25 protein-coding genes are annotated in these 25885 nt (G+C 42.5%); 9 read left to right on the top strand and 16 right to left on the bottom strand.

Translation table 11 applies throughout. The features are described 5' to 3' along the window. Positions 1-190: 190 nt before the first annotated feature. The 10 genes from C509_RS0121945 to C509_RS0121895 form a co-directional block, all read right to left on the bottom strand. Positions 191-1237 (bottom strand): NAD(P)/FAD-dependent oxidoreductase, encoded by a 1047-nt coding sequence (locus tag C509_RS0121945; RefSeq protein WP_018709094.1) that lies wholly within the window; start codon positions 1235-1237, stop codon positions 191-193. Between the two features lie 22 nt (positions 1238-1259). After that, a complete protein-coding gene (locus C509_RS0121940; RefSeq protein ID WP_244943837.1) occupies positions 1260-1814 on the bottom strand; it encodes a RidA family protein in 555 nt (184 codons plus the stop codon). Positions 1815-1897: 83 nt separating this feature from the next. Then, positions 1898-2665, bottom strand: coding sequence for a TerC family protein (locus C509_RS0121935; protein WP_018709092.1), 768 nt, complete (start codon positions 2663-2665; stop codon positions 1898-1900). Positions 2666-2677: 12 nt separating this feature from the next. After that, positions 2678-2938 (bottom strand): ferredoxin, encoded by a 261-nt coding sequence (locus C509_RS0121930; protein WP_018709091.1) that lies wholly within the window; start codon positions 2936-2938, stop codon positions 2678-2680. 306 nt (positions 2939-3244) lie between these two features. Beyond that, positions 3245-3595, bottom strand: coding sequence for a 2Fe-2S iron-sulfur cluster-binding protein (locus tag C509_RS0121920; protein WP_018709089.1), 351 nt, complete (start codon positions 3593-3595; stop codon positions 3245-3247). Between the two features lie 122 nt (positions 3596-3717). After that, positions 3718-4221 carry a GlcG/HbpS family heme-binding protein gene (locus C509_RS0121915; protein WP_018709088.1) on the bottom strand — a complete coding sequence of 168 codons (504 nt, stop codon included), beginning with the start codon at positions 4219-4221 and terminating at the stop codon, positions 3718-3720. Positions 4222-4241: 20 nt separating this feature from the next. Then, entirely contained in the window at positions 4242-5708 is a 1467-nt protein-coding gene (locus tag C509_RS0121910) for an aldehyde dehydrogenase family protein (protein ID WP_018709087.1), read from the bottom strand. Positions 5709-5892: 184 nt separating this feature from the next. After that, positions 5893-6621, bottom strand: coding sequence for an iron-containing redox enzyme family protein (locus C509_RS0121905; RefSeq protein ID WP_018709086.1), 729 nt, complete (start codon positions 6619-6621; stop codon positions 5893-5895). 129 nt (positions 6622-6750) lie between these two features. Next, on the bottom strand, positions 6751-7524 hold the full coding sequence (locus C509_RS0121900) for a creatininase family protein (protein WP_018709085.1): 774 nt from the start codon (positions 7522-7524) through the stop codon (positions 6751-6753). 36 nt (positions 7525-7560) lie between these two features. Continuing rightward, positions 7561-7893, bottom strand: a complete 333-nt coding sequence (locus tag C509_RS0121895; RefSeq protein WP_018709084.1) for a 2Fe-2S iron-sulfur cluster-binding protein — start codon at positions 7891-7893, stop codon at positions 7561-7563. A 353-nt stretch (positions 7894-8246) separates the two neighbouring features. Between C509_RS0121895 and C509_RS0121890 the strand changes: the two genes are divergently transcribed. Together C509_RS0121890 and C509_RS0121880 are read left to right on the top strand one after the other, a co-directional pair. Beyond that, entirely contained in the window at positions 8247-8579 is a 333-nt protein-coding gene (locus tag C509_RS0121890) for a hypothetical protein (protein ID WP_018709083.1), read from the top strand. Between the two features lie 321 nt (positions 8580-8900). Next, the gene (locus C509_RS0121880) at positions 8901-10274 is read left to right on the top strand and encodes a hypothetical protein (protein ID WP_018709082.1); all 1374 of its coding nucleotides are present in this window, start codon (positions 8901-8903) and stop codon (positions 10272-10274) included. 270 nt (positions 10275-10544) lie between these two features. Here C509_RS0121880 and C509_RS0121870 read toward each other — a convergent pair whose 3' ends face one another. The 3 genes from C509_RS0121870 to yyaC form a co-directional block, all read right to left on the bottom strand. After that, on the bottom strand, positions 10545-11993 hold the full coding sequence (locus C509_RS0121870; RefSeq protein WP_018709080.1) for a hypothetical protein: 1449 nt from the start codon (positions 11991-11993) through the stop codon (positions 10545-10547). Positions 11994-12759: 766 nt separating this feature from the next. Then, positions 12760-13440: a GntR family transcriptional regulator gene (locus tag C509_RS24460; protein ID WP_018709078.1), complete on the bottom strand. Its 681-nt coding sequence runs from the start codon at positions 13438-13440 to the stop codon at positions 12760-12762. A 99-nt stretch (positions 13441-13539) separates the two neighbouring features. Beyond that, a complete protein-coding gene (gene yyaC, locus C509_RS24455) occupies positions 13540-14106 on the bottom strand; it encodes a spore protease YyaC (RefSeq protein WP_018709077.1) in 567 nt (188 codons plus the stop codon). A gap of 181 nt (positions 14107-14287) precedes the next feature. Between yyaC and C509_RS0121850 the strand changes: the two genes are divergently transcribed. Beyond that, positions 14288-14746: a hypothetical protein gene (locus tag C509_RS0121850; protein ID WP_018709076.1), complete on the top strand. Its 459-nt coding sequence runs from the start codon at positions 14288-14290 to the stop codon at positions 14744-14746. A gap of 5 nt (positions 14747-14751) precedes the next feature. Here C509_RS0121850 and C509_RS0121845 read toward each other — a convergent pair whose 3' ends face one another. The 3 genes from C509_RS0121845 to C509_RS0121835 all read right to left on the bottom strand — a co-directional run bounded on the left by C509_RS0121845 (position 14752) and on the right by C509_RS0121835 (position 17407). Next, the gene (locus C509_RS0121845; RefSeq protein ID WP_018709075.1) at positions 14752-15876 is read right to left on the bottom strand and encodes a hypothetical protein; all 1125 of its coding nucleotides are present in this window, start codon (positions 15874-15876) and stop codon (positions 14752-14754) included. Positions 15877-15893: 17 nt separating this feature from the next. After that, complete coding sequence (locus C509_RS0121840) at positions 15894-16916, bottom strand: Nif3-like dinuclear metal center hexameric protein (RefSeq protein ID WP_018709074.1); 1023 nt, start codon at positions 16914-16916, stop codon at positions 15894-15896. 122 nt (positions 16917-17038) lie between these two features. Continuing rightward, positions 17039-17407, bottom strand: coding sequence for a Na-translocating system protein MpsC family protein (locus C509_RS0121835; RefSeq protein WP_018709073.1), 369 nt, complete (start codon positions 17405-17407; stop codon positions 17039-17041). 359 nt (positions 17408-17766) lie between these two features. Between C509_RS0121835 and C509_RS27395 the strand changes: the two genes are divergently transcribed. From C509_RS27395 to C509_RS0121805, 6 genes are all read left to right on the top strand, one after another. Next, positions 17767-17883, top strand: a complete 117-nt coding sequence (locus tag C509_RS27395) for a symporter small accessory protein (RefSeq protein ID WP_018709072.1) — start codon at positions 17767-17769, stop codon at positions 17881-17883. Beyond that, positions 17880-19448: a sodium:solute symporter family protein gene (locus tag C509_RS0121825; protein ID WP_018709071.1), complete on the top strand. Its 1569-nt coding sequence runs from the start codon at positions 17880-17882 to the stop codon at positions 19446-19448. Before C509_RS27395 ends, C509_RS0121825 begins: the two co-directional genes overlap by 4 nt. A 286-nt stretch (positions 19449-19734) precedes the next feature. After that, positions 19735-21243: a glycine betaine uptake BCCT transporter gene (locus C509_RS0121820; RefSeq protein ID WP_018709070.1), complete on the top strand. Its 1509-nt coding sequence runs from the start codon at positions 19735-19737 to the stop codon at positions 21241-21243. Positions 21244-21550: 307 nt separating this feature from the next. Beyond that, positions 21551-23125, top strand: a complete 1575-nt coding sequence (locus C509_RS0121815) for a spore germination protein (protein ID WP_018709069.1) — start codon at positions 21551-21553, stop codon at positions 23123-23125. After that, complete coding sequence (locus C509_RS0121810; protein WP_018709068.1) at positions 23122-24213, top strand: GerAB/ArcD/ProY family transporter; 1092 nt, start codon at positions 23122-23124, stop codon at positions 24211-24213. Before C509_RS0121815 ends, C509_RS0121810 begins: the two co-directional genes overlap by 4 nt. Next, positions 24210-25427 carry a Ger(x)C family spore germination protein gene (locus tag C509_RS0121805; RefSeq protein WP_018709067.1) on the top strand — a complete coding sequence of 406 codons (1218 nt, stop codon included), beginning with the start codon at positions 24210-24212 and terminating at the stop codon, positions 25425-25427. The genes C509_RS0121810 and C509_RS0121805 overlap by 4 nt, the downstream gene beginning before the upstream one ends. The last annotated feature ends 458 nt before the right edge of the window (positions 25428-25885 follow it).

The following is a 25885-nucleotide window of genomic DNA, read 5'->3' as shown; positions in this document are numbered from 1 at the left end:
CCGGCGGAAGGTTATCCCTTCCCGGCTGCTCCCAACTCAATTACTCATTAAAAAAATCCTCCCGGATGTGGAGGATTGCTTTTTCCCTATATGCAGTTTTCCTCTAACTTCGAAGCTTCTCCTGTACATCCCAATAGTCTTTCTTATATGAATCCGGCCATCATCATTTCCACTGTGAGGGATTGCGCCCTTAAGTATGAATCGCCTTCTTCTCTTTTTTTGTCCGAAGCTTTTTTTCTGGTGATCCCCCCAGGATGGAGGTACTGTGCTGCGGTTGAAGTCTGGCTTTTGGATCTATGTGCATTTTGGCATTGCTTACTGCGACTGGTGCCTCTCCGAAACCGGTGGTTATTAATTTTATTTTTCCTTCGTACGTACAGATATCGCCGACTGCATAGATGCCTTTAATATTTGTTTCCATTTTTGAATTGACTACGATTGAATTTTTTTCAATATCTAAACCCCAGTCCTTGATAGGGCCGAGAGAAGAAACAAAGCCGTAATTAACGATAACATCATCAACTTCGACTACCTCCTTACGGTCACTCCCTATTTCTTCTAGGACCACCTGCTCAACTCTACTCTCGCCGATTAGTTCCACCGGAACGTACGGCGTCCGAATTTCCACCTTTGAATTTCGGAGCTGCTCTACACTGTATTCGTGAGCCCGGAATTTTTCTCTCCTATGTACAATAGTTACACTGTCAGCAATAGGCTCAAGCATCAATGACCAATCAACCGCTGAGTCTCCTCCCCCAAACAAAATAACCCGCCGGCCGGCAAATTGGTTCATATCTTTTATAAAATAGTGAAGATTTTCCCCTTCATACTTTTCGGATTCTGCCAACTGCAGCTTCCTTGGCTTAAAGGCACCGTTTCCTGCTGTAATAATGATTGTTTTCGTATGATGGACCTCTTTGTTCGTACTGATTCTGAATGTTTCATCAGACAGTTTTTTGACCTGTTCGACTGACTGCCCCAAGCAAATAACAGGTTTAAATTGATACATTTGCTCGTACAGATTGTCAATCAGATCCTGCGCACTCACTTTTGGAAATCCCGCAATATCATATATATTTTTTTCAGGATAAAGAGCTGCCAACTGTCCACCCAACTGAGGCAAACTCTCAATGATTTTGACTGACATCTGTCTCATACCTGCGTAAAAAGCTGTGAAAAGCCCCGCCGGCCCTCCACCGATAATAGTCAGATCAAATACTTCTTCATCGTGGATCATTCATTTCACTCCTTTAGAAAGGTTAAGCCTTCAATTCAGCAATCATCTCGATTTCAACCGGTGCCCCGCCTGGCAAAGAAGCCAGTCCGATTGCCACCCGGGCATGCTTCTTTCCCTCTCTAAAAATATCATTCAACAACACCGAAGCGGCATTGATCACTTTCGAATGCTCTGTAAAGTCATTGGTTGAAGCTACATAGCCGTTGATCTTTACAATTCTCTCGACTTGATCAAGGTCTCCAACCAGTTCTTTTAGTGCTCCCAGTAGATTGATGACACAAATCCTGGCTGCATCCTGCGCTTCCTCAACATTGATCGAAGGTGTACCCAAAGTTCCGGTATACTTTTGTTCACCGTTAACCCGTGGGGTCTGTCCTGATAATATGACATTTCGTCCCGATACAACACCCAATGCATAAGGCATGGCATTATCGTGTAGTTCGGGCAATGTGATATTCAACTCTTGTAATCTTCCATTAATCACGATTTCAATATCCCCCGTTTTTAGAGAGTAATTCTTCTTTCTCGTTTTCTTCGTCCAATTCGGTTTCTTTAATAACAAAGCAGTTTTTTTCACTTCGCTTATTCCGTTACGTTGCATGACGGTCGATGACTTATTCGCCCATGAAACTTCTCCTTATTTTTCAAGAAAAGCTCTTCCTAACCGTAAAATTGTCTCTCCTCCGCGCGGCTTTGCTTCCTTGCCACTAAATACCCGCTAAATATAATCCCCATAAATACTGTCCAAAAAATAGCCGTCCATACAAATGACTCTGGAAAATAGACATCCAATATGGCGACACGAGGATGTGCGAGTGTAAGTACCGCCAGCTTTACACCTACCCAACCGACAAGCAGAAATGCCGCAGATTCAAGAATCGGAAACCTTTGAAGCAAACGAACAAATGTAACTGCAGCAAATCGCATCAAGATCATTCCAATGACACCGCCTACAAATACGACAATGAATTGTCCTCCGTCCATACCGGCTACTGAAAACTTTCCAAGGGGAGTCAGGGTCACTGCCAAAGCAACTGCAGCCAGCATAGAATCCAAAGCAAAGGCAATATCAGCCAGCTCTACTTTTAGAACCGTCATCCAAAACGAAGAGCCTTTTCTCTCCTTTGGCCGATTGGCCTTTTCTTTCGTTCTACCTATGAAATGATTGATACAGAGGTATATTAAATAGGACGAACCAATCGCTTGCACCTGCCAAATATTTACCAATGTCACAATGATAAACAACGCGGCAAAACGGAATATGAATGCACCCAACAAGCCGTAAAAAAGTGCTTTTTTCTGTTTTTCCCTCGGTAAGTGCTTCACTATTACAGCAATCACAACTGCGTTATCCGCCGCCAAAATACCTTCCAATCCTATTAAAATCAATAATATCCAGACGTATTCCAAGAGAAGGGTAATGTCCAAGCCAGCGGCCCCCTATGATGTAACCTTATCGAATTTGTCCGGATCACCCTCAAAGGATTCTTCAGCGATACGAATGGAACCGGAGGGACATTCCTCAAATGCATCCTGAACATCTTCGATAAAGTCTTCCTCTACCTGGACGCACCCCCGATTATCATCCGCCATCACAAAGGCAAGACCCTCTTCATCGTAGTCGTAGATATCCGGTGCCAAGTCACCGCATGAACCGCAGCTTATGCAAGTATCCCTATTGACGATCGTATATAAAGGCATAATGAGTCTCCTCTCATATAAATGATTTAAAAATGGATTGGCTACGAAATGAGGTGCCATTATGCTAAATAAACCTCCCGCAATGACACCTGTAACCCTCATATTTATTTAACCCCGGCCTTTTCCTTTTCTTCATAATGGCAAATTCTGCGTTCAAAATGCAGTTTAACGATTGCATCCCTTTCACAAAAGGAACATTTCATACGGCATCTCGGCTTGCTGACATGAGGGGCTTTGGCAAACTCAACTACTCCTTTTAAATGATCGATACAGACCCACATCGCGCTCCCTCCATATTCTTGCAGATCACTTTACTGTAGAAGGTTTCCTGTCCAGCTTATCCGGCTTCCGTTTTTTCACCTGTTTCGTGATTTCCATATCCCAGGCAACAGATACGTCCTGATCTTTTATAAACGTTTGACACCCAAGCCGATATCCCTTTGCAAGCCATTCTTCCCCTAGTTTCCTTTGCTCCTGCTTCGTAATCTTATCTAGATGTTCTGCTCCCTCCACTGGTTTAAATACACACGTTCCACAAATTCCTCCACCGCAAAGGTTCGGAAGATCACCATCATACCTGAGGGACATTCTGAGAACATTGGAGTTTTCCGGTACATCAAATGTTTTCTCACTGTTGACGAAATGAATTTTAGGCATATTTTTGCTCCTCCTCACTCTTGGTATATGGTATACCAAAAATTTGTCATTTGGGGGCTCAATTGACATTGAGCCCTCCATGCAATTTTTTCAAACAGTTTCGTATGAATTTTCCCGAGGGTTTATTTCTTGATATCTGCCTTTGTTTCCACAGTCATGCCGTCTTTTTCTACATGTTTTTTCAATGCTTCCAATGCCGCAGTTCCGACAGCAGTATCCTGTTCGCCATTTCCACCGCTGATTCCGATTCCTCCTACTACTTCGCCATTAACTACGATTGGGAAACCACCGACGAAGATGGCAAACTTTCCTGGAATCATTAGCTGGATTCCAAATGCTTCATTTCCTGGAAGCGCTGGTCCATTCGGCTCTGTGTTGAATAAGTGGGTAGAACGCTTATGGCCGGCAGCCGTATAGGCTTTTGCGATCGCAATTTCCGGCCCCGTGATGCGCGCTCCATTCATTCTTTCAAGAGCGATCAGGTTCCCGCCATCATCCACGATCGCGATTGTTTCCGCCACATTGATTTTTTCCGATTCCTGTTTCGCAGCCTCAATCATCAGCTTCGCTGCTTCCAACTCAAGCTTAATGGCTGTTTTAAAAATTTTCTTCTCTGTAACCGGCATAGTCTGTCTCTCCTCCTTATTTAATAACCCACATAGACTGTTTTTACCTGCGTGAAGAATTCCAGTCCGACTCTTCCGGATTCGCGGAATGTTGCTGTACTGGAATTTTTGAACCCGCCAAACGGAGCATTCATCAGGTTTCCTGTTGTCGTCCTGTTCACTTTTACAGTACCCGCCTGAATATCCTTTGTGAAATCGTTTGCAACCTTGAGGTTGTTCGTCACAATTGAGGCGGACAGCCCATAGTCTACTCCGTTCGCAACTTTTATAGCTTCCTTATATGTAGACACTTCAATGACGGCGACGACCGGTCCGAAAATCTCTTCCTGTGCAATGCGCATATCTGGCTGTACATCTGTAAAAATAGTAGGCTCCACATAATAACCCTGAGCATACTTGCCATTAGTGATCTGATTGCCACCATACACGAGATTCGCGCCTTCCTTAACACCGATGTCAATATAGTTAAGAATGTTTTTCAACTGGCGATGATTGGCAACCGGCCCGATTTTGACTCCTTCTTCGAAGCCATTGCCAACTTTAAGATTCTTCGTTTTTTCAATCAATTTATTGATGTAAGCGTCTTTGACACTTTGAAGGACAATGACACGGCTTGTTCCGGTACATGCCTGCCCAGTCAGGGAGAAAGCTCCATTGACCGTCAGTGTTGCCGCCAAGTCGAGATCCGCGTCATCCATAATAATGATGGGATTTTTTCCACCGAGCTCCATTTGCGTCCTCGTGGTAAAGGAGGTTTTGCTATGAATAACCTCTCCCGCTGTTGTCGATCCGGTAAAAGTGATGGCCTTGATAGCTTCATGAGTCACTAACAGATCACCGATGTCGGATGATTTTCCGGTCACAAAGTTGATGACTCCTTTTGGTATCCCTGCATCCTGCAGCGCTTCAACCAGCCTGAAGGCAATGAGTGGGGTGTCTGATGAGGGCTTGAATACCACTGTGTTTCCAGTAACCAAAGCCGGTGCAATCTTTCTTGCTGGAATTGAAATTGGAAAATTCCAAGGTGTAATGACGGCAATCACTCCGAGTGGTTCACGCTCAGTCGATACCTTCATGTTCGAATCGTCATGCGGAAATGTTTCCCCGGTAAAACTCTGTCCTTCTACTGCATAGAAACGAAGAGTTTGAGCAGATCTTAGCACTTCATTTCTAGCGTCATTCACATGCTTTCCTTCTTCCCTTGTCAATTCTTCAGCCAATGTATCAACACTCTGCTCCAAAATGTCTGCCGCTTTATTTAAGATGGCGGCCCGCTTGGATGGAGCCGTAGCAGCCCATTGCGGAAAAGCTCTGGAAGCAGCTTCGATTGCTTGGCGGACATCTTCTTCATTGGAGGCCTGGAAAGCTCCTACAATTTCTTCCTTATTTGCCGGATTGATACTTGAGAATGTCTGGCCGCTTTGTGACTCACTCCAATTGCCATCTATCAGATTTTTAAACGTTTCGACCTTCGTTTTAGTCAGCAATATTCATCACCTTTTCCTATATTTTTCCCCATGAAACGGACCGCCATCATTTCATAGATTTGTATGTAACAGCGGTCCGTCTGACAGGATTTTCAAATAGGAGTTCCGCCGTTAATGATTCAGGTCCCCGCGATGGAACTCGCCTGGGCTTGACCTAAACAAACTTGGCAATTTACAAGATTATTTAAGACTTAATCAGTTCTCCAAGATCCTGTTCGATATATTCTCTCCATAAGCCATCCATATACATGCGGCGCATTTTCGCACCTGTTCGTACAATCTCCAGGCAGCGCTGCTGTAATTCAGGAGTATCTGCATGTTCCAACACAATTTTGTATCCGCGCTCACCATGGATTTCGTCAGATACAATGTGCAAGTCGAAAAATTCGATCTCTTCATCTGTGAAGCCGTATTTTTCCCTTAATGCAGGTGTCTGTTTCCTATAGATATCAGGCACTTGGGATTCAAGACCGACAACAAGTGCAGCTGTTGCCACTACGAAGTTTTCCCGTGCCGCTACAGCATAGCACCAGCTTTGAAGGCCAAGTGTAGTAATAGCCATATTGTTTGGATCCATCACTCTTTCTGCGGATGAGCCGCAAGCTTCGGCAAAGCGGATCAACAAGTCAGTATGGCGGTCACCTGCAATTTCTTCTTCGTACATGTTTTGCAATGTGAAATCCTTCGCACTTACGAATTTTTCATCCATTGGAGTGTTGTGATAGATGTACGCGAGGTAGTCCGCAAATGGTCCAACATAGTGGTAATGGTTTTCCGCCCATCTTGCAAAGTGTTTTCTTTCAAGCTTTCCTTCTGCCCAAGCTACTGTAAATGGAGCCTTCTGGCTGTGATTTCCTGCGATTGCAATCTCCAATTCTTTACGAAAGGCCTCTTTTGATAATAGTTCTGTCATTTTAAAATTCCTCCTTAAATTTGGTATTTGATATTTTGTATACCATTTAAGTTAAAAATATAACTTAAAGGGGGTTCATAGATTAACAACTTGTAAACTAAGCTTTTAAAGGTGTATGAGTACTGGTCTTTAATGTAGTATGGCGTCTTCTTTTATTTTTAAAACTTTTATCAGTTCTCTTGATAAGTTATCAAGTGCTTCCTCAACTATTTGCCTGCCAATTTCGAATTCAGCCTGCGAGGCATCTCCAATACATCCGTTTGCGGTCATTTCTTCGTAGTGATAAAAACCTTGCAGCGCGCATCCCGGCCTTAAATGTTTCCATCTTCCCGTCTCCTGTATTTCTCCTTTTTGAAGCTTTTCAGTACGAATCAATTCGGGCGCCAAGTAAAATGCCTCTGATACTTCCCTTTCACAACTGTGACCAAATAAGGTTGACTTTACATTTTTGACTATCGCCTTTTTGGCTGAAGCAGTCGTTTTTGCATAAAATACCTCTACTTCCAACTCTTCGGTGATCAAATTGACGGCTACATCCAGTGTTGATTGGTTGCCCCCATGTGAATTGAGAAATAAAAACTGCTGAATGCCATGACACTTCAATGATGAAACTATGTCCTTCAGCAGAGCAATCAGTGTGGTCGGTTTAAGGGAAATTGTTCCCGGAAAATTCATGTGATGTGATGAAACACCCATGTTGACCGTCGGTGTGATAAGCACGTACGGGAATAACCGCTCGCCGAGTTTGACGGCCATCTTTTCTGCTAAAACAGCATCGCAGCTCTCTACCATATGCGGGCCATGCTGTTCATGCGCCCCGACAGGGATGATTGCCAGTCTCACTTTTTCCAAGGAGGCTTCGACTTCTTCCCATGTCATCTTTGCCAGTTCATAACAATTCATCTACTTCACCCTCTGTACCTTGTCACCGCTTTCAATTTACCTGGTCATCATGGTACTGCGTTTTCTAGGAGGCTTTATTTTGATATTTTCCTGTGAAATTTCTATATCCTGCTGGATGTATAGCTGACAAGTCAGCCGGTAACCCTCTTTGAGCTTATCCCCCAGCATATTTTGTTCCTTCCAATTCGGCGGGTCAAGTCCTTCAGACCCATTAATTACGCGGCATGTACACCTTGTACATTTCCCCATTCCGCACCCAAATTTTAACTTCGGAAATTCTTTAATTCCGGCCAAGACTACCAAATTGGCATTTTCTTTCACTTCCTGCTCAACAATTGTCCCATCCACGTGAAGTGTCACCTTTGGCATTCGAAAATATCCCCCCTTTTTATTGAAATTTTAACTTGGGTATATTGTATACCAATAAATACGGAAAGGCAAGAATTTTTTAAAAAAACTAATACTTGGGAATTATCAATGCAGGAAACGTATTGACTACTATACTACTGATCATATATTGCTATGTCAAGCGCTATATACAAATGATTTTATTTAAATGAAATATTCAAAATATATAGTTGAATTTTTATGGGCCATGTAATAAACTATTAATCACATGGTTGGTATACAATATTCCAAATTAGGAGGTGTGATCAAACTTTCCCTGTTGCTTTAACTTTTGAGTAAGCGATTACAACCATTAATTAAAGGAGTGGTAAAGAGTGGCCAAGTACATTTTATTGACAAACAAGGATACTTTTCAGACGGATCTTGACAATGAGGGTTTAGAGATTGTGGAAACGTACAACTTCTATTTTTTTGACAAACTGCGGGCAAAATATACGATTGCCAAAGTATTGGACGAAAAAACAAAAATAAAAATGTCCGAGGAATATCACGATAGAGAGTATGTAAACCATATTAGGGTCAAGTTTTTCGAGCACTTCGACACAATCGAAGAAGTCCGGGAAGAATTATATGAAATCGTCGATCGAAACGAATCGGAGAAATCCGCTGATTCGAAGCTTGTTAAGCTTGAAAACGTATCGGCTTAGATGGTAAAAAGCGATCCCCCTCCAACAATGATTGAAGGGGGATTGCTTTTTACTTGGTTCTTAAAACTTGATCATCTTTCTCAAACGTTCCAGCTTTTTGTCTGCCCTCTCTTGCACCTTCCCGGAATCAAACAAAAATTTCATCATAAGCAGCTCTCCTTCATTTCATTATTATAGTTATTATATCAGGTATTATTTTATTTTGGTATACAATATACCAAAATAAATATATAATATGATTAATTGTTTTCGAAAGTTCGCCTTTATTGTATACCGAATATGTTTCACAACATATTCTATTCTTAATAAGGAGGCTGGATGATGTTGAATTCTTTATTTTTGTTTGTATTCATTTTATATTTTCTTGCCATCCTGGTCCCATCACCGGGGTTGCTCGCCATGATTTCAGTCCTGTGTATGATCATTGTCCTTTGTACATTTTTTAAAGTATCAAGGTTCGTTCAAGTTTTGGGAAGCGTGTTTTTGGCGGCCGGAGTACTCCTCCTTTTGAACAGCGGAGTAAGCTGGCCGCAGTATATTCTATCCTTCGGTCCCATGTTGGACCTGCTTATGATGTTCACGCTAGTCCCGATCCTGGGGATTCCCATCACTCTTGGAAAGTACAGCTTTGATATCCAGGCAATCCTACATAACAAAATCAAATCGAACAGACATTTATACATGCTGACTTCAGGAATTTCCTACTTTTTCAGTATCTTTATGAATCTGGCGACTTTGCCGATGACTTACTATTCTATTAAGCCGGCTTTGGAGGGTTTTCCAGTCCAGCATTCCGAACGTTTCATGAGCCGAGCTATTACTAGGGGGTTTGCCATGCCGCTCGTTTGGGCACCGGTCACACCTATCGTCGGAATAGTCATCGGAGTAACTGGGGTCAGCTGGGTTTCGATTTTACCTTATGTTATTCCACTCAGCATATTTGGTTTAGCACTTGACTGGTATCTGGGATCACGTATTTCGAAGAAACGTCTTCAAATTTCCCTTGCGGCAGACGAAGTGGCTTCCACAACAATTGAAAAAGAGCCCAGTAATCCAAGAAGAATTTTTCAGATATTGCTAGCCATTATCATCTTCATAGTAATCGTATCCGTTGCTGAATCGCGGCTCCCATATTCATTTTTAACACTTGTCTCACTATTAGTTATTCCATTCTCGTTTGCTTGGGCTCTTTTTTTAAAAAAGGGAAGAGAATTCGGAGTAGCGTTCCAAAAGCATTTTCAATCCTTTTCCAATAAAATGAAGGATCAATTTTTCTTATTTTTATCGGCAGGATTTTTTATCTCCGCCATAAAAACATCACACAGCAATGAAGTCGTAAATGTATGGATTATCGATTTGATTGGAGCAATTGGAGCAAATTTCTTTTTGATGATGCTGCCTCTAATTCCATTGGCCTTTGCATTCCTGGGATTTCATCCCGCCGTTACGCTGGCTCTGATGGCCGAAACCTTGAATCCGGATATCACGCACATCTCTGCCCATATATTGACAGTCGCCATGCTTTCAGGAGCCTCTGCTGCATTTTTAATCGGGCCTTATAATGCGACCATCGGTCTGATGTCCAACATCGTGAAGCAAAGCTCTTATAAAGTGTCCAACTGGAACATGCCATTCACTTTAGTGTATATCAGCTGCACCATCATCTATTTGTTATCGTTGCAATGGTTAACCTAGAAAAAATGAAAGGGAGTTCCTGATCATGAGCTCCTATTTTTTATTGCTTGAACTTCAAATAGAGGGTTGTCGAGATTCGGGAAAAATAGTTTTTAAATTGAGTATGTTAGTCTTTGATTGGCAAATTGTAATGCTGGATTTCTAATTGAACCCCAGGCTGTGCTTCTTATAACTGAGACTTAAAAAAGTTTTCAACCCAAACTTTTAAACAAAAAAAGATTCCTTCCATTTATGAAGGAATCAGGCATCCATATCAGTACAAATATCTTTTTACCATATTAAAATAGCGACAGTTGTAGCGATCAACAGACTGATCATGACAGGTATGAAGTTTTTGCGCGCCAACTCGATCGGTGATATTTTTAAGAATCCGGCAACCGCCACCAATGATGACCAAGCAATGATTGTTCCGCCTCCTGTCCAAATAGCTCCCATCTGGCCGATGGCCGCCATAGTGGACGCATCGATGTTTGCACCGGAAGACAATGCCCCTGATAAAGCACCTGTTAATGGAAGTCCTGAAAAGCCTGATCCATCTAAACCTGTGATGATTCCAATTAAAAGAATCCCGTACCCCGCAAAGATTGAGTTTTGCGGTATGTAGACTTGTCCAGCTTGAATCGTATCAAACAGGAATGCTGGTGTTGCGGCACCCTCGCTCAATGACAGAATGGCTGGTGTAAATTCACTGCTCCCCATAAAAAAGAATCCGGCAATCGGAATAACGGGAGCCATTGCCTTAAAAGCGAAGACAAACCCATCCGTTATATGTTCACTAATTTGATCAAGGGCATGGATACGATTTAATGCGATGGTTGCCAGTACCAGCAGAATTGTTGCTACTCCTCCAACAAATGCAGCGCCATCCGTTCCCTCAAAACCGGACCCTCCAGTTATTTTGAATTGGAACATGTAGATCATGACCGCAAGCATGGATAATGGCACGATGACTGCAAATACTTTTCCCCATGTTTCTTTCCTTTGAACAATGTCTGCGTCATCTTCAACTGTAGCAGCCAACTCCCCTGCGTCTTCGAAAAAATTTTCTTGCATCTTGATGTTTTCTTCCGATTGAGCAATTTTCTTTGACATCACTTTTCTTGCAGATAAGTAAACGATCGAAAGTGCACAGAATCCTGTAATAAGGGAAAGAACCATTAGTTTATCGGTAATTAATGCCTTGTCTACCCCTGCCGCTGTTGCACTAATGACGGGAGCCACTTGAATAACATAGTCTGAAGACAATGCCATCCCCTGCCCTGATATGACAACAACCATGGCTGCTGACATAACTGGAACACCTGCACGCACTGCTGCTGGAACCAATAAAGCGCAAATAAGCGGTACTGCAGGAGTCGGCCAAAAAAACAGCGAAATAATGTAGGTGGTTGCGAACAGTATGATAAAAGATACATGACCGTTAACCATTATTTTTTGGACCGGCATAATCAGCCGTTGATCTGCCCCCAGCCCTTTTAATGCATTTAGCAAAGCAATCATGAGAGATATAATGAGAAAAATGCTGAAAAGTTCCTTTGCCGCCACTAGATTTGCATTAAACACAGCTTGGAATCCACTGACGACATCCCCCTTATATACGGCAGCCACAAGAAAAGTTCCAATGATAATTGGTAATACAACACCGCGCCTGAAAAGCATTGTTCCGATTACAATGATTGTTACAAACAAATAGAGCCAATGAGCTAATGTGATTTCCATTAACTTTACCCCTCCAAGTTTGATTCGAATTTTGATCTCCCTAGGCTGTAGGCACCTCCTCCTTGACTGGATACCCCCCTTTGTAAGCGTTTTAATCAAGCGGTAAAAATAAACCGTCAAATAAATTGACGGTATTTTAAATATTATATTTTGTATACCACTTTAAACAATTGAAAATATTCGCTATAATGGTTATTAATATAACACCCTATTTCTGCTGAGTCAAATGATTTTGAAAATTCTTTTATAAGAGGAAATGAAAAGGTCGGCTTATTGATGCTAAAAGCAGGAATGATCGGCTATGGAACCCTCGGTAAAGATATCGCTTCTCTTATTTCAGATGGTAAGAAAAAAGCACAAGGGCCTGTTCATCGACACAAGACAGAATCGAAGGGCTGTTTAGGTCGAAATGTGACGGAGAAGAGTCCAGTGAAGTCGTCCTTTAACCTTAGATCGACCGAAGCAACCTCAAGCCCCTGCCTTCCGCGTTAGACAAAAGTACCTCGACGAGATAAACGAGATGTCTGCTTATCGGCGCAAAGCTGGGCGAGCTTGAAAAAGGGTCTTTTGCCTTTTGCAGCGATTGGCTTATTCTTGCGCAGATGGCACTCTGCAGGCTCAAGCAGTGACGTCCGGTCTCTTCGCCCGGACTAGTACTTCCTGTACATCAGAGCTGGGCGAACATTAAATGATAAAGGAGTCATTCACAACTTACTAAACAAAAACAAAGAGATCAGACTCCCTAATGGATCTGATCCTTCTTTTCTTATATGCTTGTTGAAATCTCTTTTTTACCAGTGGTTGCTTCTATATACGCATTTTTGGAGTTTTCAATATGGATTTTGGTTAAATACTCCGCCATCTCCACTTCCTTGTTGCAGATCGCTCTCATGATGGCCAAGTGTTCTTCCATCGATTGCTTTGGCCAGCCTTCCTTCTTAAAGCCTGTCTTTGCAAAGGCACGGATGTAATCTGTCAGTCCTCCCAATATTTCATATAGCTTGGAATTTTTGGCAGCACTGTAGAGGAGATAATTCAATTCGCTATGCAACTCAGCGTAATTAACATCTGGACTTTTCAGCTGCTCTTCCACTCTTTCAATACATTCTTTAAATTTCTTTTCCGTCGCTTCATCCAGCTTTTGAGCCGCAAGTTTAGCCGCCAAAGACTCCAAAGAAGACAGGATAGTGAACGTTTCTAAAATTTCTTTTTCAGATATATCTGCAACCATTACCCCTTTTCTCGGGATGGTTTTCACAAAACCTTGGGATTCTAGTCGAAACAGGGCTTCGCGGATTGGCGTCCGGCTTATTTTCAACTTCTCTGCAAGCTCACGCTCAATCAAGCGATCTCCCGTTTTTAATTCTCCTTCCAAAATCAGGTTTTTAAGATGTCTGTACGCTCTCTCGCGAATGGAGAGTAGACTTTCCTCTGTCCAGCTCGACAAAATGGATCCTCCCCTCTTTGCAGTTTATTGATTTTATTCCGGTATACTATATACAAATTATACTTGATTTTTCTGTAAATATCAAATAATGGATGTTCTTCACTTTATTTTAACTCGGCTGAGGACCGCGGTGATTAACGTAGCCAGCCGTTCAACATCCTCTGCTTTGGCCTCATCTAAAGCTTTTACCGGCAGCAATGGATCCAGTTCATTGACTACAGCTCTTAAATGGTGATTACCGATTGATTGTAGAGGTTTATTGGCGGCTCTTCCAGGGATAAGAGGGCCTTTTATCAAGTGAATTTTGCCTACCTGAGAAGCATCACCCAGGCTTGCATCAATCGGGAAAATGTGTGGGGAAGCAAACTTGTTTTGTATTTTTTTCAGGGTATCACTTAAGTTTAATGCGTGGACAGGAGCGTCCAATGTACCAAATATATGAAAAGCCAGATCTTTTTCTTTAAGCAGGGTCCCTACTATAGGTCCCAAAGAGTCTCCCGTTGAACGGCGGGAACCAACGCAAAGGAAGATAATGTCCTTTTGGGTGGAGGTACTGAGAATTTCAGTGATCATATCCGCCATTATATCTATACCATCCCCATCGACAGATATGGAAAACAGCTTGTTAGAGGCCTTCTTTTTTCTTCGTCCAAATAGAACGCGCATCCGCTTTCCCTCCTCTAAAAATATTATACCTAAGAACCTGAGCAGTTCTCACCTTTTAGAGATTGCCGGGATCGAAAACAGACCATTTACGTGCAGTTTTCATTAATAAATGAAGACCGGCCCCCGGCCGGTCTTCTTCGTTCATATTTTTCATATAATTGATTAAGGAGGCCTGATCCTTATGCTTATTGGGTTTGAGTTGATCACGCAAAGGGCATGGACCATTTTGCCGGGTGCGTCTTTTTCAATCGCTATAGTATGGAACCAAGCGAAAATACCTTCCTCCATCGGCAAAGATATTTTTTATAAAGCCGGCATGATTCTCCCAAATAAAATTCTTACAGGTACCGGAAGAATCCATCATATATCAGATGAAACAATAAATGCCTTCGAACCCCTGCAGTCCGAGCATTGCCATCTCGTTTCCTGTCCAAAAGATCCCCCGTCAACCCTCCGTTTAGACATTACTGTTCCCAAATCCAGCATGGTGGATACAATATACCAAACAAGTTTTATAAAAATGTGGAAAAGAAAAGATAGCGTTACTCGGGACACTGTTCTTTACTTTGATCCACACTCTGTTCAAAATATCCAGAAAAACCAATTTCAGATCGATTTATTTTACTTACTGAAGAAATAAATGAATCAAACTAATATGGGCGTTAAAAAATATACAACCAAGAATGCTGTGATCAGACGCATGACAATTCCAATGACGGCAGCCGTCATGGCTTCCCTTTCGTTTAGATCAGAATTTGCCGCCCAAATAACAGGGATTTGGCCAAAGATCGATGACAGCGGCAAACCTGAGGATGCCAGAACAAAGGATCCTATGACTAGACGCGGATCCATTGTGGCAGCAGTCTCCGACAATTGAGCCATTGCTAATGTGGGTGTTGCCAGTATGGAAAGGATACCTGTTTCCGGATCAATATTCAGCGCAAGCAAACCTGCAGATAACACAGATTCAATCGACTTCCATACACCAATGTATTCCAAGACACCAATCACCGCGAAGACTGCAGCCACTGCAGGGATGATCAAAAGAAATACCAATTCCGCTCCTTCACGGGCAGCGTTGAACAGAGTGGGCAAAGGCCCTGTTGTGGGAGTGAACTTCGGCAAGTTTTCAATATCGACTGCTTTTGTATCACGATAAATCGTCTTTGACAAAATAAACGGTGCGACAACCACAGGCAAGAATACAGCTACTATGACAACTACAAATGCATTGACACCGACAGCGGTCAATGCGAGCATTCCCAACATGAAAGTGGAAAATGACTGTTGCGACTGCACCATTGTAGCAACCGCCATCTTTTGCTCCGACTTTGTGGCTCCTGACCGGACAAGTATGGGTCCTGAGATTTTTCCGGCTGCGTTAATATCCCCAAGGATATTATAAATGCTCGGAATCAGGACAGCTGAATTTATTTTCAGCAGCTTAGTTACTGGAAGAAAGACTCGGATCAGAGCATCCGTAAATCCGAGTCTTTCCAGCGTCCTGCCAATAACAACACTGACAATGATTGTGACTCCGACTGTTCCTGTTAAAAACACCTCGACAACAACAGGGAACACCTTATCAACCATCGCGGTAAACAAACCTGCTAATGTACCTGGGGAGATCATCATGACTGACAATGAGGCAATAATTAAGGCGAGGCCCACCAATTCAATTTTTTCCCATTTCTTTTTCCGGAGAACCGGTTGGCTGACAGCTTCCTCCAGAGAAACTTCATCTTTTACAAGAGGCTTAATTTCACCCATTTTCATTCACTCCTTTATTATGATAGTTCAGCAAGCTTCTTTTTCACCAAATACTTTGACGCCATTTTCTCTGCATATTCCATCATTTGCGGTGTTCCAACTGCTCTTGCCGGCAGACTTGTTACCCGTTCCCTAAAAACCACTACCTCAACACCGGGAAGAAGCATGTCAAGTGCGTAGGCGAGAGGAAGTCCATTTTCCAGTATCTCCAGTACATGACAGTTTCCGACGAGAAAGTTCAACTTCAATTCTTCCGCTGTCCGGATCAGTTCATGTCCGTCGTACACACGGCTAATCGAAGCAAGGACGGTATCAGCTTCCGGATGTTCTTTCGCTACCTGCCGTAAATGGTCAGGCGTAAAGCCAGTATGGGGAAAAAAATGAATAATGTTATTCACTGGACTTTCTGCTTCACCCCGGAGAATTCTTCCACGAGTCACCACACTTGTTTCCGTCATAGCTGAATTTTTTCGAATTTCTTTTTCTAAGAATAGGAGATTATTTTCCTCTTCCAATCCCATAAAGGAATGCAGGCGGTTCAAAATATCACCGAGTGTGTTTACACCAGGCAGGACCTTTCCGACAAACAACACATTCCCTTCAAGTCCCCCGTACGAAATGTCGGTACGGTATACCTCATGCCCGTGTAAGAAAGAAATTCCGGGATGTAGTCCGTGAAACGCTTCATGAAGTTCGAATGCCGAAATATTGTATAAATCGAGATAATTTTTCAAGGTAACACCACCGGAATTCGCCGCCTCTGCAATGGGATGGTGAGCAACAATGGCATCTACCCCGGTTGCACCGGCAAGTTCGATCGATCCCTCTGTCATTGTCATTGTTACGGCAAGCTTCTTCACCTTTCTGTTCCTGTCTCCATAAACCAATCCTGGGGTTTCAATGATGTCTTTTCCTGGAATATTGGAAGATTTTTTAATAACAAATGGATGCTCCTGCTTGTACACTTCGTTGAGTGACTGAATCACTCTCCCTCCTGTTATCTCATCCAATGCCTTTAAAACATCCTCAATTGTATACATGAATTTTCCTCCCTTTTGTTTTCTTAATATAAAAAAACGCCAGCACAAACCTGACAGATATATATCTGCAGATTAGCACTGACGGTTTTTATGCGCTCAAATGAGTTCATTTGACCAGTCATTTATAGTTGATTGGATATATATTGGCTGACATCCTGATCAAGTACGATAATGGTTACTGCAAGTTCCATAAACGGATCGTAGTCCTTTAAAATGGAAATGACATGCATCCCGTACTTAGTCTCAACCAATTCCTTGAAATTCTCTTTATGGCTGTCAATAATAGCGACATCTGTCATGCGGGTGACTAAGCGATTAAACTCGTCCAAATGTCTAAGAGAAGGAATTCTCTTATGATAGGCGAAGATTAATATCTTATCCCCGACAATTTCAACCTTTTGACTTTTGACGCCGATATCGAACATGCGCAAGTTGAGCTCATTGTAATCTTTTATCAGCTCCTGTTTAAAATGGCCTACAGCCAACTTCATAGAAATATCACCTTCTTTTTGATAAGAAGATTCCAAATACTTAAACAGTAATCTACCATACTCTCTTTCTATTGTAAACCCTTACATGGTTGTTTTTTAATAAATTGTATTTTATATACCATCTTTACAAAAAAGATGCCTTTTGATTTTACCTCAGTGAATTGTTCGGGTGCAGAACACCTGCATTGGCCTTTTTTTATCACCGCTTCTGATGTTATCAAAGCTGGTACTGAGAAGTATTGACAATCATATATGATAATATATACTATAGTTTATATGATATTTCAGTCATTTCTCTATTTTTACCAAGTTTGCAATTCATGAAATGTAAGCATTTTAGCTGCGAGGAGGAGACAACTATGATAGGTATGGAAGATCCAGTTATTGTTTTGGGATGGATTGGCACTGTGATTTCCATGGTTGGCTGTGTTTTGTTTGGAGTCATCATGTGGAATAAAGGGGCGGATTCAGAATGAATTATCCGGTGCTTGCTGCTCTGTTTCTTGTTTATATCGGCATTATGACAGCGCTTGCATATTATGGCTATAAGCAGACAAAAACGGAATCCGATTATCTTGTCGGCGGACGAAACATCAGCCCTACGGTCATGGCCCTTTCTTATGGAGCGACTTTTATCAGTACTTCTTCGATTATCGGGTTTGGCGGCGTTGCTTCCCTTTACGGTTTCAGTCTGCTTTGGCTGGCACTTTTGAATATAGTCCTTGGAGTCGGTATAGCCTTTGCCGTATTTGGGACAAGAATCCGAAAACTGTCCCTTGACTTGAATTCCTATACTTTTTCGGATTTACTCGGGAAAAGATATAACTCTAAGTTTCTGACCATTTTTTCAGGAGCAATGATTTTCCTTTTCATGCCTGCGTATACAAGCATTGTCCTAATTGGCGGCGGGCGATTTTTAGAAGAGACGCTATCGATGAATTTTAATGTCGCTCTCTTGATTCTTGCCATGATTGTCGGAGTATACGTCATTACGGGCGGCATTAAAGCCGTCATGTACACAGATGCTTTCGCCGCTGTTGTCATGCTTTTTGGAATGATCCTGTTTCTGGTGACAACGTATAAAACACTTGGTGGTATTGGAACGGCACATAGTACTTTGACCGCAATGAAGGATCTCGTTCCTCAGAATCTGGTTGATCAGGGCCACCAAGGATGGACTTCAATGCCAGCTTTTGGTAGTCCATTGTGGTGGACCATTGTGAGCACAATCATCATGGGTGTGGGCATCGGAGTCCTTGCCCAGCCGCAGCTGGCAATGCGCAGTATGACAGTCAAGGATAATCGCTCACTTTATCGTTCTGTCCTTGTTGGTGGAATCTTCATATTTTTTATGACGGGCGCAGCGTATATGATTGGGCCTCTGACAAATGTCTATTTCCAAGAAACAGCAGGAATGTTGGCAATTGACGCGGCAAAAGGAAATGTCGACTTGGTGATTCCGACATTCATTAATTCATTGATGCCCGACTGGTTTATTTATCTGTTCACATTGACCTTGCTGTCGGCGACTATTTCTACCATCAGTTCCCTTATCCATTTGCAAGGCTCTGCCTTTGGTGAAGATATTTTGAAAAATTTGGGTTTGCAATCAATGTTCGGCATGAGCCTCTCCCGTTTAGGCGTGTTGATCGGTATTGTGGCGGCGGTCATTCTTGCCTACATCATGCCGGCCGGGATCATTGCACAGGCTACAGCCTTTTGGTTCGGAATTTGTGCAGCCGGATTTTTACCAACATTAATCGGGGCTCTCTTTTGGAAAAAATCAACCAAAGAAGGTGCGGTTGCCAGTACCATTACAGGATTTGTTGTCAGTGTCTTCGGCTTCCTGTTTATCCACCAAAAAGAAGCCGCAGCCTTTGGAATTTCAGAAGCTCTTTTCGGAAAAACAACATTGCTCGGGTTTCCGTGGACGTTTGTGGATCCAATGTTCTATGCTCTTCCTTTATCAGCGCTTGTTTTTATTGCAGTGAGCATCGGAACAGCGAAAAAACAATCAGTCAAAGCAGACTCTGCGGCGTAGGACCGAGCCGCTTCTCCGAAAAATCTCTTTCATCATTTTACCGTGTCTTTAGTGGCATGGTTTTTTTTATGTTTTAACAGGGAATAAAAATGGTAACTAGGTCGCTGGCAAGGGGTCCGCCCCCTCCTAAATTCATCACTTTTTTAACACCTCCTGTGTATGCTAATTTATGACATTTTTTTAAAAGTCATGTTAAATGTTTGAATCATGTCATTATCATTGTTATGGTAAGGCATGTTGATGGCATATCGTATTGGTCTCCATTTTAGGAAGGAGAGAATTCGTTTTGTGGAGTAAAGTCTCTAGTGTTTTTTGGATTTCAGCAGCCATCTTATTGGTTGCTGTCGTTTTCGGTGTTGCCGCACCTGACCAATTTGAGGCGGCTACATCTAATATAAAGTCTTTGGTCACTTCAGGTTTCGGATGGTATTATTTAATTTTGGTCACGGTCGTTGTCGCTTTCTGCCTTTTTCTTATATTCAATCCAGTGGGATCAATCAAGCTGGGAAAGCAGGATGATAAACCCGAATATTCCAAACCGACATGGTTTGCCATGCTGTTTTCCGCAGGTATGGGAATCGGCCTTGTTTTCTGGGGAGCGGCCGAGCCGATTTCTCATTTTGCGATTGACCCTCCCCTCGCTGACCCAGGAACGGATGCCGCAATCAAAGAATCCATGCGTTTCTCATTCTTTCATTGGGGGATCCATGCCTGGTCTGTCTATGCTTTGGTGGGCCTATGCCTCGCCTATTTCAATTTCCGGAAAGACCGGCCTGGTTTGATCAGTGCAACACTGAGCCCACTGCTGGGAAAATATGCGCACGGCAAGCTTGCAATGATCGTTGATATTATCGCTGTTGCTGCGACCGTTGTCGGGGTGGCTACAACTCTTGGGTTTGGGGCTGTACAAATTAACGGAGGGCTTACCTACCTGCTCGGAATTCCAAACAATTTCACTATCCAATTGATCATTATTGTTATCGTGACAGTTTTATTTCTCATGTCTGCCTGGTCCGGTCTCAGTAAGGGAATCAAATATTTAAGTAATACAAATATGATACTAGCAGTCTTATTATTGGCGCTTGTATTCATACTCGGGCCAAGCTTGTTCATCTTGAACTTGTTTACGGACACCATTGGAACATACGTACAAAATATTATTCAAATGAGTTTCAGAATTGCTCCGCTTGATCCGGATCATCGCGAGTGGATTAACGGATGGACGATCTTTTATTGGGCCTGGTGGATTTCATGGTCACCGTTTGTGGGTATTTTCATTGCCCGCGTTTCAAAAGGGAGAACGATACGTGAATTCATGATCGGCGTCTTGCTCCTCCCTGTCATCGTCAGTTTTATTTGGTTTGCCGTCTTTGGAACAACAGCCATTGACGTTCAGATGGCCGGTAATGTCGATCTGACAAAGTATGCAACGGAGGAAGTCCTGTTTGCCGTCTTTAATGAAATGCCGTTTTCAGTGATTCTTTCAGTAATTGCTGTCATTTTGATTGGAACATTTTTTATTACTTCTGCAGATTCAGCCACATTTGTGCTCGGTATGCAAACGTCATACGGCTCCTTGACGCCGCCAAACAGTATAAAAGTGGTATGGGGTTTCTTCCTTGCTGCTATGGCTTCCATTCTTCTATATAGCGGCGGGCTGCAGGCATTACAAAACGCGCTGATCATTGCAGCATTCCCTTTTTCAATCATCATGATATTAATGATGATTTCCATTTACAAAGCTCTGCATAAGGAACGGAAAGAACTGGGGCGTCACAGAAAAAGAAAAGCTTGATGGAAATCCGGCTCGTACTGTCAATTTTATAGTGAAGCTTGCTTTTACGTGAGTTGCAGGAGTCTATTAGACAGGTAGGCTTCTGCAACTCTTTTTTGCAGGTGAGGAATAAAACTTGAATGCATTTTTTAAGTCCATATCGGATATCTTCGGAAACTACTGCAGTGGCTATGAAACTGCCTCCTCGCAAACCACCTTTTACTTCACCCAAAACTGTGCGCCTACCCTTTTCTTAATTAGGAAGTATTTTTTTGCCAATTCAGTTCATATTAACCGATATAATCTGCATTTGGCGGAGGTTATGAGCGTGGGCCTTTTTAAGAAAAAACGTCGGAAATTTCCGGTTGATTTTTCCAAAGCCGTAAAAGAACAGGAGCAAGAACCGAAAGTGAAAAATGATAAGCTTTCGAAGGTTTTGGTTCTTAACATAAAACGGTTCGAGGAGTTGTTTCACTATCCAACCAATGATGCGTTGAAATTTCGAAAATTGTTTCTCCCGTCCATCGAGCGAAAAGCAACCGTTCTGTTCGTTACCGGGACTGTCAATACACAATTGATCAATGACCACATTATCAGGCCACTGATTGAATCAACCCAGAAACCAACCGATAAAAGTGACCTAATAAACGAAGTCAAGAACAATATTCTGACCATCTCAGGCGGTAAGATTATCTCCACCTTCGATGAAGCGGTGCAAATCTTATTGAATGGAAGCACTGTTATTTTAATTGATGGGGAGCAGTACGCTATAGCCGTTGACACGACCGGCTTTGAAAAACGGTCGATTTCCGAATCGACAACTGAGACTGTAGTCAAAGGTCCAAAATCAGCATTTGTCGAGTCCGCTGAGGTTAATTTATCGTTGATCAGAAGACAATTAAAGGACCATCGGTTGATTACAGAGGTGGTTACCGTTGGAAATGAGGCTCCTCAGGAAGTATCGATTTTATATGTTAATAATATTGTGGATGATCAGTTAGTAGAAAATGTAAAAAAGAGACTCTCAGAAGTAAATCGGGATGCCATTCTTACTCTTTCCGTCCTAGAGGAATTGATTGAAGAAAGGCCCTATTCCCTTTTTCCTTCCTGTTTGTCGACAGAACGCCCTGACAGGACGTGCTCTTTATTATTGGAAGGGCATGTTGTTTTACTGATGGACAACTCTCCCGATGCATTAGTGATGCCTGTCACTTTTTGGTCGCTTTTTCATACAGCCGAAGATCAATTTTTGCGTTGGGCTTACGGGAACTTCGCAAGGATTATACGACTTATTTCCCTGCTGATTGCCATGTTGATGCCTGCCATTTTTTTAGCGGTAACCACTTTTCATCCCGAAATGATACCTACGGATTTAATGCTTGCCATTAGCGGTACCCGGGAACGAATCCCTTTTCCAACATTGTGGGAGATCATTTTGATGGAGGTCACATTTGAAATTTTAAGGGAAGCCGGCATTCGGGTGCCGACACCGCTTGGAGCCACCATTGGAATTGTCGGAGCCTTGATTCTTGGCCAAGCTGCAGTTGAAGCCAACCTTGTTAGCCCCATTCTTGTTATAGTCGTATCCATTACAGGCCTTTCCTCTTTTGCGATCCCTGATATTGGATTGAGTGTCATTGTGAGGATTTTGCGCTTTGGCTTCCTGTTTGCAGCAAATTTTCTTGGGTTCATCGGTATTGCCCTCGGACTTGCAGCATTATTGGCATATTCCACGTCAATAACATCATTCGGGGTGCCTTTCTTTTCACCGCTTGCTCCGTATTCCCCCTCCTCTCATGACATGTTTTGGAGGTCAACTATCAGCAGACAGTGGCTCCGCCCCTTATCAATGAATCCGAAACAGAAGGTCAGAGCCAAACCTAAAGGAGATACGAATTCGTGATAAAGGTATCGGATAGGAAGTTTGGATCCAGAGAGCTTTTTGCCATTGTTTACTTAAGCATAGGAATAAAAGTGACCGATACTACGCCAAATCTTCTTTTAAATATCGGCTCTACCGCTTCATGGGCTATGCCTATTATTTCAGGGATTGCATTGATTGTACCTTTTCTGCTTTTGCTTCCTTTAATGAAGAAATACGAAACCGGGTTAGTAGAGATCTCTTATGAGTTGACGGGGAAGTTTTTCGGTAATTTAATTGCACTGGTTTTGTTCCTGATCATTTTTTCGGGGACGGTCATCAACAGCCGGAGTTATGTCGATATTGTGATTACAATGTATTATCCGGATACTCCAGTGTTTGCCCTGCTGTTTCTTTTTATTTTGGGTACGACCTGTTACATCGCCTACTTGGGGATTGATAATATTGGCCGGGCTTCCTGGGTGGTCGGTCCGATTATTTTAGTTTTATCCTTGTTGTTGATTGTTTTTTTCTCGAAAAATTTGGATCTGGAACTCTTATATCCAATTGCAGGTCCGGGTGTTATGCCGCTTATTAAAGGGAGTCTTGGCTACAGTTCTTTTTTCGGGGACATTATTATGGTCACGGTCATTTATTCCCATGTCCGTTCTTTTGAATCTTTCCGGACCGGAGCTTTATGGGGATTTGGTATCTCAAGCGTGAAGATGGTTCTGTATTTGGCCACTTTTGTCATGCTGTTTGATTACTCTTCCGTAGAAAATATCGCTTTTCCTTACCATCATATGACAAGACTGGCCATGGTCGGCTCACTCGCCAACCACATTGAAGCTGTTTTTTTAGCCATGTGGTTCTTGGGAGCTGCCCTCCATTTTGCCATTTATTTATACCTCTCAGCCCTACTGCTTGGAAAGTTTCTTCATTTTAAACAGTTCAAGCGCCTACTTCTGCCACTTTCAGGTCTCACTGTTATGCTGGGACTTTTACAAGATAACTTCTTCCAGGGAGTGGAAGCAAGGAAATTGTTGCTTCAATCCAGTTCCGGTTTCTTCATTTTGCTTCCGTTTTTTTTATGGGGGCTGGACCGCGTGAAAGGTAGGGGAAAAAAATGAGAATATCCTGCTCAATTTTTGCTGCGGCTTTCTTTATATTGCTTCTATCGGGGTGCGGGGAACGGGAAGAATTGGAAACACAGGCTTTTGTTGTTGCTATCGGACTTGATAAGGCGGAAGATGACAACTTGGTTGATGTCACCTTTCAGATCGCGAACCCTCAAGTCAATACATTACAAACGGCGGAAGCCCAAAATGAACCATCATCCGATATTGTGACTGTCACAGCTCCGGATCTTCTAGCTGCAAAAGAATTGGTGCAAACTTCCCACTCCAGAAAAGTTACATTCGCTCATTTAGAAACGTTCATTGTCGAAGAAGATCTAGCTAGGAGCGATCTTTTTCACAATATTATGGGCTCCGCAATTGTAGATCCTGAGGTCAGACGTGAATCAGTAATGATCATATCGAGAGAAAAGGCAAGTAAGTTTATCCATGCGAACAAACCTACAATGGAAACCCGGCCGCATAAGTATTACGAATTTATGGAAAAGAGATGGGAAAAGACTGGCTTAGTCCCCCTTTCAAATTTAAATATATTTTTTCACCGTGTAGATGGGGAACTGTTCCTGGCTATCTATGCAACAACCGAAAGAGAGGAAGTTGAAAAAAGAAATGAGGATACGTATTTGGCTGGTGAGGTTCCACAAAAATCTGGAGATCCCGTCCAAATGATCGGCTCCGCTATTATACAAAACAGGAAAATGATTGGCACCCTGGACGGTGAGGAAACGAGATTATCTTTATTACTAAGACGAAAATCACTGCTCGAATCGATGGTAGCTTCTTTTCCAGATCCTGTAAACAAGGAGTTCCGTATAAGTGTTCGAATGATGAGAAATGGCAATACAAAAGTAAAAGTGGACACAAATCGGGAACCGGCCAAAGTACAAGTGAAAGTCCCGGTAAGATTGCAGATTACATCCAATCCCGGCCTAGTCAGCTATACAATGAATGAAGAGAAACAGAAGATCCTAAAACAGTCAATCAAGGAGAACCTTGAGCGTTCTTCCCTGAAATTGATTAAAAAAATGCAAAATGAATATGAAGGGGAGCCGTTCGTCTGGTATGTTCCCGCCAGGAAAAACTTTTGGACCGTGAAGCAATTTGAGAAATATGACTGGGAAAAACACTTCCAAGATGCGGATATCGATGTCCAATATGATGTGATGATCGAAAATTTCGGAGAACAAATCCGGCCGCCTGTAAAATAAACACGTGCGAAGGACTGAAAAGGCCATGAAAACATATTTAATTGTCATCCTAAGTTTATATATGACCTACTACACCGGGAGTTTGGTCCGAATCGCGTGGAAAGACGGAAATAAATTTGCTGCGGTTATCCTAGGTCTATTGACAGCGTTTTTCCCGCTATTGGCCTATATGCTCGAGTGGAGATGAGATGGGCGGGTGGTTTCTTCTTGATTTTGAAGAGTACGACTGACATTGCAGTCATACCTTATTGGAATGGCAATGGAACTGGATGAGTCACAGGCCACTGGGACAGCGAGAATAGTGTGCCTGCGGCCATACTGCGGCGTCCCGGCTTTTTTAATGGAGATGAAGTTTTTATAAAAGAGTTGGAGCTTTTATATGTGAGTTGGAGCTTTTATATGTGAGTTGGAGCTTTTATATGTGAGTTGGAGCTTTTATATGTGAGTTGGAGCTTTTA

The sequence above is a fragment of the Siminovitchia fordii DSM 16014 = CIP 108821 genome, assembly GCF_000374565.1.
Classification (GTDB): domain Bacteria; phylum Bacillota; class Bacilli; order Bacillales; family Bacillaceae_C; genus Siminovitchia; species Siminovitchia fordii.
Note: the sequence above shows the minus strand (reverse complement) of the source record. Positions and strands in the feature narration are given on the sequence as shown.